General features: G+C 48.2%; 15 protein-coding genes. 4 read left to right on the top strand and 11 right to left on the bottom strand.

Annotation, left to right across the window (positions count from 1 at the left end; translation table 11 throughout):
* Positions 1-266 precede the first annotated feature (266 nt).
* The 8 genes from typA to pdhA form a co-directional block, all read right to left on the bottom strand.
* A complete protein-coding gene (gene typA / locus ACEPSU_RS05910) occupies positions 267-2,111 on the bottom strand; it encodes a translational GTPase TypA (RefSeq protein WP_020088769.1) in 1,845 nt (614 codons plus the stop codon).
* Between the two features lie 139 nt (positions 2,112-2,250).
* Positions 2,251-3,042, bottom strand: a complete 792-nt coding sequence (locus tag ACEPSU_RS05905) for an inositol monophosphatase family protein (protein ID WP_020088770.1) — start codon at positions 3,040-3,042, stop codon at positions 2,251-2,253.
* A gap of 3 nt (positions 3,043-3,045) precedes the next feature.
* Entirely contained in the window at positions 3,046-3,342 is a 297-nt protein-coding gene (locus tag ACEPSU_RS05900; RefSeq protein ID WP_020088771.1) for a UPF0223 family protein, read from the bottom strand.
* A 3-nt stretch (positions 3,343-3,345) separates the two neighbouring features.
* On the bottom strand, positions 3,346-4,251 hold the full coding sequence (locus ACEPSU_RS05895) for a hypothetical protein (protein WP_020088772.1): 906 nt from the start codon (positions 4,249-4,251) through the stop codon (positions 3,346-3,348).
* A gap of 388 nt (positions 4,252-4,639) precedes the next feature.
* Positions 4,640-6,067 (bottom strand): dihydrolipoyl dehydrogenase, encoded by a 1,428-nt coding sequence (lpdA, locus tag ACEPSU_RS05890; RefSeq protein ID WP_020088773.1) that lies wholly within the window; start codon positions 6,065-6,067, stop codon positions 4,640-4,642.
* Between the two features lie 8 nt (positions 6,068-6,075).
* On the bottom strand, positions 6,076-7,386 hold the full coding sequence (locus tag ACEPSU_RS05885) for a 2-oxo acid dehydrogenase subunit E2 (protein WP_395323077.1): 1,311 nt from the start codon (positions 7,384-7,386) through the stop codon (positions 6,076-6,078).
* Positions 7,387-7,462: 76 nt separating this feature from the next.
* Entirely contained in the window at positions 7,463-8,440 is a 978-nt protein-coding gene (locus tag ACEPSU_RS05880; protein ID WP_395323076.1) for an alpha-ketoacid dehydrogenase subunit beta, read from the bottom strand.
* A gap of 2 nt (positions 8,441-8,442) precedes the next feature.
* Complete coding sequence (gene pdhA, locus ACEPSU_RS05875; RefSeq protein WP_020088776.1) at positions 8,443-9,558, bottom strand: pyruvate dehydrogenase (acetyl-transferring) E1 component subunit alpha; 1,116 nt, start codon at positions 9,556-9,558, stop codon at positions 8,443-8,445.
* A 276-nt stretch (positions 9,559-9,834) separates the two neighbouring features.
* Here pdhA and def point away from each other — a divergent pair, with 276 nt between their 5' ends.
* Positions 9,835-10,395, top strand: coding sequence for a peptide deformylase (gene def / locus ACEPSU_RS05870; RefSeq protein WP_020088777.1), 561 nt, complete (start codon positions 9,835-9,837; stop codon positions 10,393-10,395).
* Positions 10,396-10,480: 85 nt separating this feature from the next.
* On the opposite strand, the gene ACEPSU_RS05865 is transcribed toward def, so the two are convergent.
* Positions 10,481-10,978 carry a hypothetical protein gene (locus ACEPSU_RS05865; protein ID WP_020088778.1) on the bottom strand — a complete coding sequence of 166 codons (498 nt, stop codon included), beginning with the start codon at positions 10,976-10,978 and terminating at the stop codon, positions 10,481-10,483.
* Between the two features lie 191 nt (positions 10,979-11,169).
* Between ACEPSU_RS05865 and ACEPSU_RS05860 the strand changes: the two genes are divergently transcribed.
* The 3 genes from ACEPSU_RS05860 (at position 11,170) to ACEPSU_RS05850 (ending at position 14,480) form a co-directional block, all read left to right on the top strand.
* On the top strand, positions 11,170-11,388 hold the full coding sequence (locus tag ACEPSU_RS05860; RefSeq protein ID WP_020088779.1) for a DNA-directed RNA polymerase subunit epsilon: 219 nt from the start codon (positions 11,170-11,172) through the stop codon (positions 11,386-11,388).
* A complete protein-coding gene (gene rnjA, locus ACEPSU_RS05855) occupies positions 11,385-13,064 on the top strand; it encodes a ribonuclease J1 (RefSeq protein ID WP_020088780.1) in 1,680 nt (559 codons plus the stop codon). The genes ACEPSU_RS05860 and rnjA overlap by 4 nt, the downstream gene beginning before the upstream one ends.
* A gap of 453 nt (positions 13,065-13,517) precedes the next feature.
* Positions 13,518-14,480, top strand: coding sequence for a diacylglycerol kinase family protein (locus tag ACEPSU_RS05850; protein WP_020088781.1), 963 nt, complete (start codon positions 13,518-13,520; stop codon positions 14,478-14,480).
* A gap of 164 nt (positions 14,481-14,644) precedes the next feature.
* Here ACEPSU_RS05850 and ACEPSU_RS05845 read toward each other — a convergent pair whose 3' ends face one another.
* Positions 14,645-14,851, bottom strand: coding sequence for a hypothetical protein (locus ACEPSU_RS05845; protein WP_027825913.1), 207 nt, complete (start codon positions 14,849-14,851; stop codon positions 14,645-14,647).
* 147 nt (positions 14,852-14,998) lie between these two features.
* On the bottom strand, positions 14,999-16,477 hold the full coding sequence (locus ACEPSU_RS05840; protein WP_395323074.1) for a LysM peptidoglycan-binding domain-containing protein: 1,479 nt from the start codon (positions 16,475-16,477) through the stop codon (positions 14,999-15,001).
* Between the last annotated feature and the right edge of the window lie 350 nt (positions 16,478-16,827).

The following is a 16,827-nucleotide window of genomic DNA, read 5'->3' as shown; positions in this document are numbered from 1 at the left end:
ATTATAGCATAGCTTGCGTTTAAGAATGTGATAAAACTGGGAAGGATTACCATAGCTAGCCATAAGGATTGTATCGACCTTTCAACTTTGTAAAAATCCCGTCGACACAAATGGCCTCATCAAGTCCTCTCACGACCACAACTTACGCTGACTTCCATCGACTCAAGTTCATCAGCTCACTTTACACAAAATCCCACAAAAAAACCGGCAACAACTGCAGTCTCCTGCAGCCATTACCGGCTAGAATTTAAATTAAAGTTTAGAAATTACTTCCGTGAAGCAGTCTTCCGCTTCTTGGCAGCCTTTTCACGTTCGCTGGTGTTCAAGATTTGCTTACGCAGACGAACATGGTCTGGCGTGATTTCACAGTATTCATCTTCGTTGATGAATTCCAGTGATTCTTCCAGAGACATCTTCAATGGCGTCTTAACCTTGGCGATATCTTCAGAACCGGCAGCACGGACGTTGGTTTGGTTACGACCACGCGTGATGTTAACGGAGATATCGTTGTCACGGCTGTTTTGGCCAATGATCATCCCTTCGTACACTTCAGTACCGGCTTCAGTGAAGACGATCCCACGGTCTTGAACGGCCATGATTGCGTACGTCGTTACCTTACCAGAGTTAATTGAAACCAGAGTCCCGTTGTGACGGCCTGGGTTCCAGTTCTTGATAACTGGCAAGTACTTGGAGAAGGTATGGTTCATGATCCCGTAACCACGAGTTAAGGATAAGAATTCGGTTGAGTAACCGATCAATCCACGTGATGGGGCCAAGAAAGTCAAACGCGTTTGACCATTACCAACGGCTTCCATGTTCTTCATTTCACCCTTACGTTGTGAAAGGGTATCGATGATTGAACCCGTGTATTCGTCAGGCGTATCGATTTGAACAGATTCGAATGGTTCGCAACGAACGTTGTCCACTGTTCTGTAGATAACTTCTGGACGAGAAGCTTGTAATTCGTAACCTTCGCGACGCATCGTTTCGATTAAGATGGACAAGTGAAGTTCACCACGACCAGAAACGACCCAGGCACCAGGATTGTCAGTGTCGTCAACACGTAAGGAAACATCGGTATGAAGTTCACGCTTCAGACGTTCTTCGATTTGACGAGACGTCACAAACTTACCTTCACGACCAGCAAATGGTGAGTCGTTGGTCCGGAAAGTCATTTGCAGCGTTGGTTCGTCAATCCGCAATACTGGAAGTGGTTCCAACGTGTCAGGTGCAACAACCGTTTCACCAACGTTGATTTCATCCATCCCAGAAACGGCAATCAAGTCACCCGCTTGGGCTTCGTTGATTTCCAAACGCTTCAACCCAAAGTACCCAAACAACTTGGTTACTCGGAAGTTTTGCTTAGAACCGTCAAGTTTCATAACAGTAACGCTATCGCCGACTTTAACCTTCCCACGGAAGATCCGGCCAATCCCGATACGACCAACGAAGTCGTTGTAGTCCAACATAGCAACTTGGAACTGTAAAGGTTCGTCAGTGTTGTCAATTGGGGCTGGGATGTGCTTAACGATGGTGTCAAAGACAGGCTTCATCGTGTGTTCTTGCGTGTCCAATTCTGGATCGTAGCTTGAAGTCCCGTTCATAGCTGAAGCGTAAACCACTGGGAAGTCCAGTTGGTCTTCGTCAGCACCTAATTCGATGAAGAGGTCCAAAACTTCGTCAACAACTTCGGAAGGACGAGCGCCTTCACGGTCAACCTTGTTGATAACCACGATAGGGGTCAAGTGTTGGTCCAAAGCTTTCTTCAAAACGAAACGGGTTTGTGGCATCGTACCTTCGTAGGCATCGACAACCAATAAAACACCGTCGACCATGCGCATGATCCGTTCAACTTCACCACCGAAATCGGCATGTCCTGGGGTATCCAAGATGTTGATTTGCTTGTCGCCGTAACGAACAGCGGTGTTCTTGGACAGGATCGTGATGCCCCGTTCCTTTTCGATTGCGTTAGTATCCATGGCGCGGTCGCCAATGGACGTATGTTCGTCTAACGTATCGGATTGTTTAAGCATTTCGTTAACCAGGGTTGTCTTCCCGTGGTCAACGTGGGCAATGATGGCAATGTTACGGATATCATCTCTGAATTTCAAGTGTATTTCTTCCTTTCATGCTTGTTGAATTAGATGGATCACGGCATGCTTACGTCGATAGTAAGTACGCTTATTGTAGCGTGATTGAGTAATAAAGTCCATCTGTACCGCCCGGCCGCATAAAAAAACTGTGACCGTGTCACAGTGAGACGTCATCTTCTTCAATTTGGAGAATATCACGTTGCGCTTTTTCCGTCGCTACTAGTACAAGGTTAGATGATAGCATATTGAGCGGCTGGCCGTCAATGGTTGAGACCCGAACACCCAAAAAGTTTAGCATAACTTGACCGGCAGCGATGTCCCATGGCTTAAGGTAGGAAATGTACCCCAGCGTCTTCCCCAACAAAACATTAATCATTTCAATGCCGGCGCTCCCGTAGATACGCATGCCAGCACTGTCGTGAACAATCTTCTGCATGTGAGCTGTATCATGAACCACTAATGGCGCACTGGCACCAATCAAGCCTTCGGATAAGGCCAAGTTGGCTGGTGCGGAAATTTGCTGATCATTGGCCCAAACACCGCCAACAGCTGGTCCCCCAGCATACAACACATCATTCATCACATCATAGATAAAGCCAAGCTGCCCCTCGCCGTCTTGATAAATACCAATCATCATAGCGAAGTTGTCATGCTGTTTCACAAAGTTCATGGTGCCATCAATTGGGTCCACGATCCAGACACGGCCATCTAAACTCGTCAGCTTGTCACCAAAACCTTCTTCACCTAGTACCTTAGCCGTAGGATCCATGTTCCGGATACCGGCAATTAAAAATTGTTCATTACTTTTATCAATATTAGTAACGAGGTCTTTACGCCCAGTCTTCTCATCGACCGTCATGGGACCGGCCATCTTGGCAATAACTTGTCGCCGGCCTTCCCGTAATAAAGCTGATACATCGCGTGCTACTTGCTGCCAATCTTCACTCATCGTCTAACGTGCCCCTTTCATCCTAATCCGACCGCCCTGCTCGCGTGCTTGCTTCATGGTGCGGTAAATACTATAACCAGACGCCTTTTCGAAGTCGCGACCAAGCTGTTTTTCTTCAAACTTTTGTGGAACAACCTTCTGGAAATCACGGTAAGCTGCGATCAGCACATCTGCCGGAACCCCCTGATTAACCTCGTAAGCGTCTTCCACCCGCTGATAAAGCGTGGTCACCGCTACAATATCCGTAGTCGACCAGTCGGCCTGTAAAGGATATTCATAATTACTTGATGATTGGGTCACGAGTTATTTTCCCTCCGTTTGTTGGCTTTCAATCGCCGTAATTTGTTCTCTAATTTCTGCAATCTGAGCGCCGTAAGCCTGTTGTTCATCTTCCGACAAGACCAGATTGGTTAAATGTTGAATCCCCTTCGCACCAACCAACACCGGTGAAGCCGCCGCAAAGACTGGATCTTCCTCATGAATGTTGGTGACCGGCGCAATCACCGGCTGCTGAGACAGCGTCGCCTGAATCAGTCGAATAATGGCCATGTACCGCAGCGTATCCTGCTGTTCAGCCGCCTCACGAACCAGCCACGAACTCATCTTGTCCAGGTCGTCCGCATCAAAATCCGCATCCGCATTCGCTAGATACATCAGCAACGGCGCCGGTCCCACATAGGTCCGACTCCAAGCCGCAATCGGTGACTTAGCCGTGCCAACGACCGTGGCCTGAATCACGGTTGCACCGACACCCAGACGCTCCGCCAAGCGGTACGTCAACAGTCGGGTCAGTGGGTACGTCCCGAGACCCCAGATTTGACTTGCCGGTAAGCCTGAGAATTTCCACGCAAAATAAGTTAACAACTCATCCTGTTCGCCAGAAAAAACGAGCTGCCCATTGAAGCCATTTTCAATGATGTGCTTCATCAGCAACCGAAGTTCTGCGATACGATTAGCCAACGGTAACTCAGCTGCGTAGCGGTCCAAGATGACCAACCAGGTTGCCTTACCATAGTCCGCAGCCGTCCCGACACGCACCGTCAAACGTGGGCACAGGGCACTGGCCACCACTAACGGCTGGTACCGCGGCGTATCGTCGGTCGTATTGGGCATAACCACACAATCCAGTGGTAGGTTCATGACCAGTAATTGGTGAACCAATTGACTAGTCTGATCAAAGTTCCCTTGAATAAGTAACGTTGGTTTCATGGTGACCCTCCTTTTACCGCACTGACCCTAGCTACGAGCCCTTGCAAAAGCCTAAACAGACAGTTGAATGACCCCCCAGATCGTTGACCTTCTCGAAATAAGACTTTCGCCAACCACTGGTGCCGCGGTCAAAACACTTCAAATATTTTACGCCGAAAATGACCACATAATTCCATTATAAGTGAACCTTGTCGGATAGCAAGTTAGAGCGTCTAAACTCCAAAATTTATCGTCCGCAAGGTGGTTTCAGCGAGCGCCCATTCCTTGATTAACCAGATTTAAGTGGAAGCCCCCGCCGATTCCCCCCTATCAGAACTGCTAGCCACGAAAAAAGGCCACTCACTAGGAGTGACCCTTTTCGTGAAACTAGAGTTGTCACAAGTCGCCGTTAGACGTGGGTTGGGAACCCTAAAGCAATGTCTGCAGCTTCTTGGATTGGTTCGTTTAATGTTGGGTGTGGGTGAATCGTCAAAGCGACGTCTTCCACATTCAACCCACCATTAACGATGAGTGATAATTCACCGGTCAGGGTGCTGACCTCAGGACCCACCGCTTGGGCACCGACGATGTTCTTATTCTCATCATCCGTGTAGACAAAGCGAACAAAGCCTTCAGGAACATCCAAGGAGACGGCCCGTGCATTCCCAGCAAATGGGAACTTCGCGGTCTTAACCTTGATACCCTTGTCCTTAGCTTCGGCTTGAGTGTAACCAACCGTTGCCAATTCTGGATCGGCGAAACAAACTGCTGGGACACTTAACCAGTCGTTTGCCGTCTTTTCACCAGAGATGGCACCGGCAGCGGTCTTGGCTTCAGCAAAGGCTTTGTGAGCCAATGCTGCGCCAGGAACCACATCACCAACCGCCCAGATATGTTCTGAAGCGGTCCGACCCTGGTTGTCAACTTCGATCTGACCATGGTCATTTAACTTAACCTTGGTGTATTCCAGACCCAAGTCATCCGTGTTTGGCTTCCGGCCAACCGTGACCATGCAGTAGTCTGCCTTGATCGTGGATTCCTTGCCATCAACGGCGTAAGTAACGTCAACACTGTTATCGTCTTGCTTAGAACCCTTAGCCATGGCGCTGGTGATGACATCAACACCCTTTTTCTTCAAGTTCTTCAGCACAACAGAAACCATGTCTTTTTCAAAGTTTGGTAAGATCGATGGCGTTCCTTCAATGATTGTCACGTGAGCACCTAAGCTAGCGTATGCGCCCGCCAGTTCAGTCCCAACGTAACCCCCACCAATAACAACGAATTCTTTAGGAATCTCTGGTAAGTTGAGCCCACCAGTCGAGTCAATGACCCGGCCTTCAAACTTGAACCCAGGGATTTCAATGGGATGACTCCCCGTCGAGATAATAATGTTATTGTATTCGAAGGTTTGACCCGTGTCCGTAGACATGAATTGCTTTTCACCAGTTGGCATTACCCGTAATTGGGTGTCGCTCAAGAAGACAGCTTCACCATTGACCACGTCAACGTGATGCTTCTTCATCAGCATCTTAACCCCACTGGTCATCCGGTCAACGACCTTCTTTTGCTTCCAGTCTTGGGTTTTCTTAAAGTCGATCTCAGCCGAGCTCGTCGAAATCCCATAAGTGGAACCATCCTTGGCCTGTTCTAACCGGTGACCCGCTTGGATCAACGCTTTGGAAGGGACACAACCAACGTTCAGGCAGACACCGCCCAGCGTATCGGATTTTTCAACCAAAGTTACTTTTTGGCCTAATTCAGAAGCCCGAATTGCGGCTACGTAGCCACCGGGGCCGGCACCAATGATGACGGTATCCTTTTTTTCAACATCTGCCATATTTTCTGTCATCCTTCCATTAAGAGCATTTCTGGATCATGAAGTAATGCTTTCAGTTCATTTAAGATATTTTGAGCTAAGGCCCCGTCAATCAAACGGTGGTCGTAACTCATGGAAAGTTTCAGCATCCGGCCAACAACGATGTCGCCATCTTCATTGACGTAAGGTGCCTTTTCAATCCGGCCAACCCCTAAAATTGCGACTTCAGGTTGGTTGATAACTGGTGTGAACCAGCCACCACCGATTGACCCAACGTTACTGATGGTAATGGACCCACCGGCCATGGATGCTGGTGATAACTTGTTGTCGTAAGCAGCTTGTGAGTTTTCACTAATTTCCTTGGCAATTTCGAACATACCCTTGGAATCCGCGTTCTTGATGTTTGGTACATACAGACCGTGATCCGTGTTGGTAGCGATACCAATATTGTAGTAGTGTTTCGTCACAATTTCTTGCGTGGTGTCATCGATTGAAGCATTCAGTTCTGGGAAGTCCTTCATAACAGCAACCAAAGCCTTGACAATGTAAGGCAAGAAGGTCAAATGAATGTCCTTGTCCGCAGCAGCTTGCTTGTATTTCTTCCGGTTAGCCATCAGAGCTGAAACTTCAACTTCATCGAACGACGTAACGTGTGGCGCAATATCCTTGGAAGTCCGCATACTCTTAGCAATGATCTTCCGCATTGGTGACATTGGTTCACGCGTTTCCAGTTCAGGCCGGTCGGCGTTCCAAGGCTTGATAGCTTGCCCAGTTGCTTTCGCAGCGGCTGGAGCAGCAGGTGCAGCGGCAGCAGCGGGTGCTGGAGCGGCGGCGCCATTGAAGTTATCGATATCAGCCTTCAAGACTTGACCATGGTTCCCAGTTGGGGTGACTTGAGTGATGTCAACGCCTTTGTCGCGGGCATGTTGCCGGACAGATGGCATTGCCATAACCAACTTGTTAGGATCGGACGCAGCGGGAACGCCAGTTAGTGCAGCGGCAGGTGCCGGTGCAGCAGCTTCAGGTTCGGCAGCGGGTGCTGGGGCAGCTTCTTCAGCCGGTGCAGCATCCCCACCCTTGCCTAAATCAGGTGGCGTATCGGAGCCGTCATCAATCACGATCAATGGATCGCCGATTTCAACGGTGTCCCCTTCTTGTGCCACAATCTTTGAAATCGTACCATCAACGGGTGATGGTAATTCCGAAACAGACTTATCGTTTTGGATTTCGACTAATGTGTCGTCTTCCTTGACGGCGTCTCCTTCTTTAACAAGCCATGAAGAAATTTCGCCTTCGGCCATTCCTTCACCAAGCTCAGGGAGTTTGAACGTATAAGCCATGGGAAAACTTCCTTTCTTTCATTTAATGCAGGATGTTCCCACATTGTGTTTAATCTTTATTTTTTAAAGTTTGAAATTAGTAGTTAGCGATTTCACGTGCCTTGGCTTCAATGTCATCGGCATTTGGAATCCAATCATTTTCGGCTTGAGCAAATGGGTAAATGCTATCTGGTGCAGCTACCCGGCCGATCGGTGCGTCCAAGGACATGATTTTTTCTTCAGCAATGTCAGAGGCAACCACGGCACCGACACCGGCCATCCGTTGTGCTTCCTGAACGACAACTACCTTGTGGGTCTTGTCGATAGAAGCAAAGATCGTATCCGTGTCAATTGGTGACAGTGACCGCAAGTCAATGACTTCAGCTGAAATGTTGTCCTTAGCCAAAGCATCGGCAGCCGTCAATGATTCGTTAACTTCTGCACTGTAGGCTACGATGGTAATATCAGAACCTTCGCGAACCACCTTTGCAGAATCTAGCGGAACCGTGTACTTTTCATCTGGCACTTCATCCTTCATTGAACGATAAAGCTTCAGGTTTTCCATGAACAGAACTGGATCGTCGCTTTCAACAGCGGAGATGATCAGGCCCTTTGCATCGTATGGGTTAGCTGGTGTAACCACCCGCAGCCCAGGGGTACTGGTAAAGTAGTTTTCCAAGTTATCGGCATGCATTTCGGCAGTATGGGTCCCCCCACCAAATGGGGTCCTAACAGTAACTGGGAAGTTCTTTTGGCCACCAAACCGGTAGTGGTCACGAGCCAATTGTCCAACAATCCCATCCATTGCTTCGAACGTGAAGCCCATGAATTGAATTTCTGGAATTGGCCGCCAACCAGTCAGTGACAACCCAATTGCCAATCCTAAGATACCAGATTCAGCCAATGGGGTATCGAAGACCCGGTCTTCACCATATTTGTCTTGCAGACCAACCGTGGTCCGGAAGACACCACCGTTCTTACCAACATCTTCACCGAAGATCAAAGTCTTGGGATCGTCGTTTAAGACTTGATCCAGACCAGAAGTGATCGCTTTAATATACGTCATTTTAGCCATGATTACTTCGACTCCTTTGCTTCGAATTCTGCAATTTGCTTCTTAACCGCTGGAGTAGGAACATTGTAAGTCCACTTCAGGAAGTCGGAAACCTTTTGTGCTGGTGCTGCTTCTGCTTCCTTCATTGCTTGCTTAAATTCGTCTTTGTATTCGTCGACTAATTTGTCTTCTTGATCTTGTGACCAAACACCTTTGTCGGTTAAGACCTTCCGCATCCGAATCAATGGGTCGGCATCGAACCAAGGCTTTTCTTCTTCCTTCGTCCGGTAACGAGAAGGATCATCCCCGGCAGAGGAGTGCGCACCATAACGGTACGTTAACGTTTCAATAACCACTGGACCATTCCCAGCAGCGGCAAAGTCACGAGCAGCTTTTGATACTTCGTGAACAGCCACAATATCCATCCCATCGACTTGGACGGAAGGAACACCCATGGCAACCGCTTTTTGAGCTAAGGTTTCAGCACCAGTTTGCTTGTAACGTGGTACGGAGATTGCCCAACCGTTGTTTTGAACAAAGAATACGGCTGGTGCTTGGAAGGCACTGGTGAAGTTAACCCCTTCATACCAGTCCCCTTGTGACGTCCCACCATCACCGGTGTAGACGAAGGCAACACGGTCTTCGTCGCCGTTCTTCTTGATTCCCAAAGCTACGCCGGCAGTTTCTACGTATTGGGCACCAATAATAATTTGTGGGAAGAGCATGTTAGGATTTTCGTGTTGGTTCCCCTCAACATGACCTTTGGACCATAAGAAACCTTTTGCAACGGTAGTCCCGTGTTGAATCATTTGTGGTAAATCACGGTATGCAGGTAACAGGAAGTCTTGTTGCTTGAATGCAGTAACACTCCCCATTTCACTAGCTTCCTCACCGGCAGTTGGAGCATAAAAACCGAGGCGACCCTGACGGGAGAAGTTCATTGTTTGTTCGTGTAACGTACGCTCCCAAACCATTTTCTTCATGAAGTCAACAAGTTGGTCATCTGAATATTTCGCCAACGTGTCTGGATCAACAACCTTCCCTTCCCGGTCAATGACTTGCACCGGGTGCTTATATGGGTCGGCCATCGTAGCTTTGATTTTGGCAAAGTCTACAATCTGTTTGCTTCCATTAGCCATAAGTAACACTTTCCTTTCACTTGATATGAAATTGTTAACATAGAGTGAGTTAACGTTGCGTTTCCTGACTACACCCCTAAAGTACCATTTTTTCACAACCGTTGCAAGCCCTTTCATTGACGTAAATAAAGGTTTGACGCGAAATCGTTGATAACGCTTGTGATTATCAGCTTTCGCTATTTTAAATGTATGGAAACCGTTTTCTTTCATTTCATTTTGGCCGCCTGATATGTTAAAATGAATACTAGTTATGAATAAATTGCGGAGGTAATGCTCTTGTTTCTCATGAAAGATATTGTCAGAGATGGCGATCCCGTACTGCGCAAGGAAGCGGCAGAAGTCACTTTCCCCCTGTCAGAAGAGGATCAACAGCTCGCTAAGGACTTAATGGAATACCTGGTCGTTTCCCAAGACCCAGAACAATGTAAGAAGTATGGTTTACGTGCCGGTGTTGGTTTGGCCGCTCCCCAAGTGGGTGTTTCCAAGAAGATGGCCTCCGTACTGGTTCCGCCAGCAGAAGAAAATGGCAAGTCGCCATTCACGGACGTCATCATCAACCCCGTCATCGTTTCCGAATCCGTTCAGCTCGGGGCATTGACTGAGGGTGAAGGTTGCCTCTCCGTTGACAAAGACGTGCCCGGCTTCGTGCCCCGCCACGACCGAATCACGTTGCGTTACTACGACGTTAACGGCGAGAAGCATCAATTACGTTTGAAGAACTACCCCGCTATCGTGTGCCAACACGAGATCGATCACTTACACGGGACGTTATTCTACGACCACATTGACAAGGACCAACCATTCAGTCGCGCTGAAGATACCATTATGATTGAGTAGTTGTTTGAAAAAGGACGACTTGGTTTTCACAATTTCTTGCGAAAACCCAGCCGTCCTTTAATTTTAATTTATTTAGTTTGGTCACTCACTTAACACTCGGGTCGCCCAACTTCTTTAAATCCTTCATATATTCTACGGTAGATTCATTCATCAGGTAAGCCACGTCAAGATGTAACTCACCCGTGTAGACCCAGATGTCACTGACGACGAAAGCCGAGCCACTGACGACCGACTTCACCTCGTGGTCTGCACAAAAACTAGCGAGTGCTTGATTAAACGCTGCTTCAAGTTCCGGTAACCGGCGTTCGGTATCCAAGCCCGCGGGAAAACTGTACTCAAATGACATGACCCCGCGGCCCCAAACATCGGCGACCGTTTCAACGGCTTCAATCTGACATTCGGGTTCCGTCAGCACATCTTCATTGACCAGTCGTTGGAGAGCCGCCTTCACCGCCACATCCGTCTCATCCTGAGCAGACCGGCGAACAATTCGGGTCGCTCGCTGCACGATGGTCCGGTGAATAAGTTCATATATCACGATGGCAATGATAACCCCAATGATGATCTCTACTATTAGTGCCATGGCGTCTCCTCCGTTCACTTTGCGTTAGCTTAATCATAGCATGTTTTGTCGCCCAGTGGTAATTCTATACAATCACCTGAAACTATGCTAAAATTGTGCTAATTGTTGTGTAAGCAACCCGCAGTTCGGAAGGACCCATGACCCGCCGTCTTACTGACGAGTTAAATTATTTTGTTAAAGGAGTTTTGTCAGTGATTTATAAAGTTTATTACCAAAACGATAAAAAGCGGAATCCTAAGCGCGAGGATACCCATTCTCTCTATTTGGAAGCGGACACCGAAGTTGAAGCTCGGGCCCAAGTAGAGGCACACACGGAACACAATATCGAATTCATTGAAGCGATGGAAGGCAGTACCCTCGCTTACGAACAACAGAATCCGAATTACAAGTTAACGGAGTTCAATGAATGAACAAGTTAAACGTCAAAAATAACGAGACCGCTATCTTTGGCGTGGGTGGACTTGGCGAAATCGGGAAAAACACTTACGGTATTCAATTTCAGGACGAAATCATCCTGATTGATGCCGGGATTAAATTTCCTGAAGACGAATTATTAGGGATCGACTATGTCATTCCCGATTACCAATACCTCGTTGAGAACCAGTCTAAGATCAAGGCGCTAGTGATTACCCACGGCCACGAAGATCATATTGGTGGTATCCCGTATCTGTTAAAGGCTCTGAACGTTCCAGTCTACGCTGGTCCCTTAGCCTTAGCATTGATTAAGAACAAGCTCGAAGAACACGGATTACTTAAATCGACTGAGCTACACACAATTGACGATGATACTGTGCTTAAATTTCGGAAGATGAGTGTGACCTTCTTCCGGACGACCCACTCAATCCCCGATACGCTGGGGGTTGCTGTTCACACACCAGTCGGCACGATTGTGGAAACGGGGGACTATAAGTTCGACTTAACACCCGTTACCAACCAGCCGCCTGATCTTCAAAAGATGGCCAAGCTGGGCGATGAAGGCGTGCTCTGCCTGATGTCAGACAGTACCAACGCCGAACGCCCCATCTGGACGAAATCTGAAAAATGGGTGGGTAAATCCATTCGCAAGATTTTCGACCAAGTTGAAGGCCGGGTCATCTTTGCCACGTTCGCTTCCAACATCTCACGTATCGAGACGGCCTGTGAAGTGGCGTTGGCTCACGGACGAAAGATTGCTGTCTTTGGCCGATCCATGGAAGCCGCCATTGTCAACGGTCGGGAACTGGGTTACTTGAACATCCCTGACGATGCGTTAGTCGATGCCAACACCATTCGTTCCCTGCCCGCTGAAAAGGTCATGATTCTATGTACCGGTTCGCAAGGTGAACCCATGGCGGCCCTTTCACGGATCGCTAATGGGACCCACCGGCAAATTGCCATTCAGCCTGGCGATACCGTTGTCTTCTCCAGTAACCCAATCCCCGGGAACACGATTTCAGTGAACCGGGTCATTAACGAACTGGAAGAAGCCGGCGCTAACGTCATTCATGGTAAGGTCAATAACATTCATACTTCCGGTCACGGTGGTCAAGAAGAACAGAAGCTGATGCTCCGGCTGATGCAACCGAAATTCTTCATGCCGATTCACGGGGAATACCGGATGTTAAAGATTCATACCGAACTGGCTGAACAGTGTGGTGTACCGTTAGATCACAGCTTCATTCTGCAAAACGGGGACGTCTTAGCTTTAACGCAAGACTCCGCTCGGGTTGCGGGTCACTTTACCGCTGGCGATGTTTACATCGACGGTTCCGGTATCGGTGACATTGGCAATGTGGTCTTACGCGATCGCCAACTACTTTCTGAAGAAGGTTTAGTTGTCGTAGTTGCCACCATCGACCTCAAGAATCAAGAAATCAAGGCCGGCCCCGACCTGCTTTCTCGTGGATTCGTCTACATGCGTGAATCCGGCGAGCTGCTAAATGAAGGCCGTCGTCGTGTTTTCCAAACGATTCGTCGAGCTATGCGCAACCCCAAGGCTACTGAAGCTTCAATTAGAAACGCAGTCATCGATGACCTCCAAAACTTCCTATTTGCGAAGACGGAGCGCCACCCAATGATCTTGCCAATGTTCATTATGACCAAGTAAATATGATTTGAAGAAGACGCTGTGATGGCGTCTTTTTTTGTGGTCAGGGTGCGGAACAAGGCGGTTAGACTCTGAGCATTAACGTCGCTAAGATAAAAATCCCGGGTCTGGATTTTTGGCTTAGCGGGGTTAAGCGCAGGAGTCTGCCTTGTGGAGCACGTTTCGGCTATGTTGCACGAGAACGAAGCCCCAAACAAATACCGGACTTAGCCTTTAATTTCGTTGTATAAACTCAGAAAAACTCCAACAAAACCAAACACCCCACTTATCTCCAATTACCACGTCAGCACTCATGCTCCTTTCCGAAGCCTCGCCTCGAAAAGCGAGCGACCCGCACCCCACCGTCCGTTTCCTTATAAAAACCTTATAACTAAGGAAAGTTCCATCAGAATCACTAGGCAGTTTGGTCGATTTCGTTTATAATAGTGAAGATTAATAATTGAGAGGAGAAGTATGGTGAGTGTCCAGTTCTATATCATCTTAAACGAGCACGCGGGAAGCGGCCGCGCGAAGGAACTCTGGCCGGAGATCAAGCAAGCGCTTGATGCCGCTCAAGTCTCCTATCAGCTCGCCATCTCAGAATATGCGAACCACGCGATTCTTTTAAGCGAGCAATTTGCCAAAAAGTTACCCGACGAGCCCCATCAAAACTGGGTCGTCCTCGCCGTTGGTGGCGATGGCACTCTTCATGAAGCCATCAACGGCCTCAACAAGTTTCCTCGGACCCACCGCATTCCGGTCGCCTACTTACCGATCGGTTCCGGTAATGACTTTGCTCGGGGCGCTGGCATGGCGTTGAAATGGCCGGACGCCTTAAAACAGATTATTCAGTGTACCCACGCCACTGACTATGATATTGGGAGCTACAACGAAACCATCAAGCGGGAACGTGGCGTTTTTACTAACAATCTGGGAATCGGCTTCGATGCCGCCATCATTTCTCAGGCAAATCAGTCCAAAGCCAAGGTCTGGCTCAATAAACATCACTTGGGCAAGCTATCTTATCTAGCCTCGGCCCTGGATGTGTATTACAACCAGACCGGCTTCACCCTGACGGTGCACGTCGGCAACCAACGAGATATTTACCCGAACGCCTTCCTGGTCACCACGACGAATCACCCCTACTTCGGTGGTGGCGTGGGTATTGCCCCCAGCGCAACGATCACCGATCACAAGCTGCACTTGGTGGTCATCGAAAAGCCTAATTTCTTTAAGCTGATGTGGTTAGCCCTACGCCTCGTATTTAAGCGTCATTTGACGTCTAAGGCCGTTCACTACTATCAGGCATCAAGTGTCCACCTTACCGTTCCAGCCATCGAATACGGCCAATTAGACGGCGAAGAGATGGGCGGACGTTTCTTTGACGTTTACGTGGGCCTCAAACAGTATCCTTTTTGGTTCGACACGACAATTTAGACGGTTAAGTTTCTTTGAAAGCCAGATATGAAAACGTCCCATCAGACACAGCGAAAAGGCTGCATCTGATGGGACGTTTTTTCAGTCACTTTGCAGGCAACAAAAAAGGATGTGATCGCGACCACATCCCTTCGTCATTGGCGCTAACCAATAACAGTTTATGATTAATCTTCAGAAGCATCCATTGCTTCCAGAATCATGTCTAGCTGAGCGCACTTATTACTGAGGTAGTTCATTTCCTCACCATACCGCGGTTCAATCTGTACGGTTTCATTAGTACTTTGAACAGTTGCGGATTCCTTTTCTTTCAACGTGGCTAGCTGTGAATTAGCCTGCCGATACTCTTCCAGAATCTCTACCCGATTACTCATCATTACACAACTCCTTTAACAAAATTAGTTTTTTTGATTCCCGTTTTCTCAAACGACTAAAAGGAATCATACCACTTGCTAAGGGATTTGTTAACGATTATCTTAAACTTTTTCAACGATTTTCATAAACTTTTTTCCTGCAACCGATTACTTCAGCGACCCAGCAAAGGATGGCATGAAGTAACTACTGATCTGTTGCACCTTAACATTTTGACCAGGTTGTGGTGCAGCAACGAATTGATTATTGCCTAAGTAGATTGCGTCATGGTAAGTGGACCCCTTCGCACCCCAGAAGAGAATGTCGCCAGGCTTGGCTGAAGCGACAGAGTGCGTTGAAACATAGGCTTCTTGCGATACCGTGTTATGTGGTAAGCTGACGCCCATTGCGTTCTTGTAAACGTAAGCAACTAATCCAGAGCAATCCATCCCGCTGAGCGAAGAGCCACCCCAAACGTAAGGAATGTTGGCTGAGGCTAACTTCAGCGCTAAGCCAGTCACGGACCCACTGGTTAAGCCGGCTGTGTTCGTGGTCTTCTTAGTACTGCTGCTGGTTGCGGCCGTCGCTGAAGAACTGGTGTTAGTTGTGTTAGTGCTCGTTGCCGTCGTAGCCTTGGCAGCTTGCTTTCTAACAGCGGATTGCGTGGTGGTCTTGATCCGTTTCGTCCGGGTCGTAGCCGTTGCATTTTGACTGCCAGTCTGTGGCTGTGCTTGCGTTTGACTGCTACTGCTGGTTACGGCACTGGTACTAGCCTTGCTTGGTGTCGTTGCCTGTGTGCTAGACTGCGTCGTGGTAGATGATGATACAGACTGACTTGACGCAGTAGCTGCCCGAGACTGACGTTGGACTGGTTGACTAGAACTCGTCGTGCTTGGCGTCGTTGCAGAATTACTAGACGTTACTGCACTATTCGAGCTCGTGGTTGATGAAGTTGACTGACTACTCGTGCGACTTGCAACCGGTGCCTTCGTCGTGTTGGCATTGACGTGATTATCCTTTACCGTTGAGCTGCTAGTCCGTGATGAACTATTGGCAGCTGGCGTCGATACAGATTGTTTCGTAGTACTTGAGCTAGTGGCTGCGGCACTCTGCTTCTGCTGTTGCTTGCTAGCTGCGGCTTGCTGTTGTGCCACGATTTGGGCTTGAACGGCACTAGCCTTTTGCGTTGTCTGTTGCGTTGCGCTACGGGTTGTCGTAGCCGTGGAATTAGTCGTACTCGTGGTAGCGGCAACGCTACCCTTAGGAATTGTCAGGTTCTGTCCCACACTCAGGACATCGCCATCCATGTGATTAGCTTTTTGTAATTGTGCCACGGAGACGTGGTACTGCTGAGCCAAGTCCCACAGCGTATCACCTGATTTAACGGTGTGCGTCTGTTGCGTCTTGGCGGAGCGGACTTGTAATTTCTGACCGACAAAGATCATGTCAGTCTTACTATCAATCGAATTCTGTTGTTCAAGGTCTTGAATCGAAACGCCTAGCTTTTGTGAAAGTTCCCAAACGGTGTCGCCCTGCTTCACTTGAATACTATCCGCATTGGCGGTGATCGTGGCGCCGGCTGCTAACGCACCCATGGCGCTGACGACTCCGACAAGTGCTTTGGTGGTTTTTCGTTGTCCTGTACTCATTTTCAACAACACGTCCTTTTATGACTTTTTTTCAATGCAGGTGAACGTGAAAGTCCTGCTAATCAGCAAGCAACTTCCGGTCGTTCATAGTAAATACGAATCACAAATTAATATTACCACACGATTTGCCAGTTCCTTGTGAAATATTAAGGAAATCATAACGGATTTTTAAGCTTAAACATTTGTTCCCATTTTTAAATTCATCACCTTATTTATCACCTGAAAGCGTCTATTCATAGGCATTAACCGGTTACATAAACCAAACCTTTGTTCTAAAGCCTTCAAAATTCACCCGTCACAATTTCATTGAACACCTCAAGCAGTTTCGGGGTTAAAAATGTTTGCAGAAT

This window comes from Levilactobacillus parabrevis, from assembly GCF_044051715.1.
GTDB classification, from domain to species: Bacteria; Bacillota; Bacilli; order Lactobacillales; family Lactobacillaceae; genus Levilactobacillus; species Levilactobacillus parabrevis.
The sequence above is the reverse complement of the archived record's forward strand: the minus strand, read 5'-3'. Positions and strand labels throughout refer to the sequence as shown.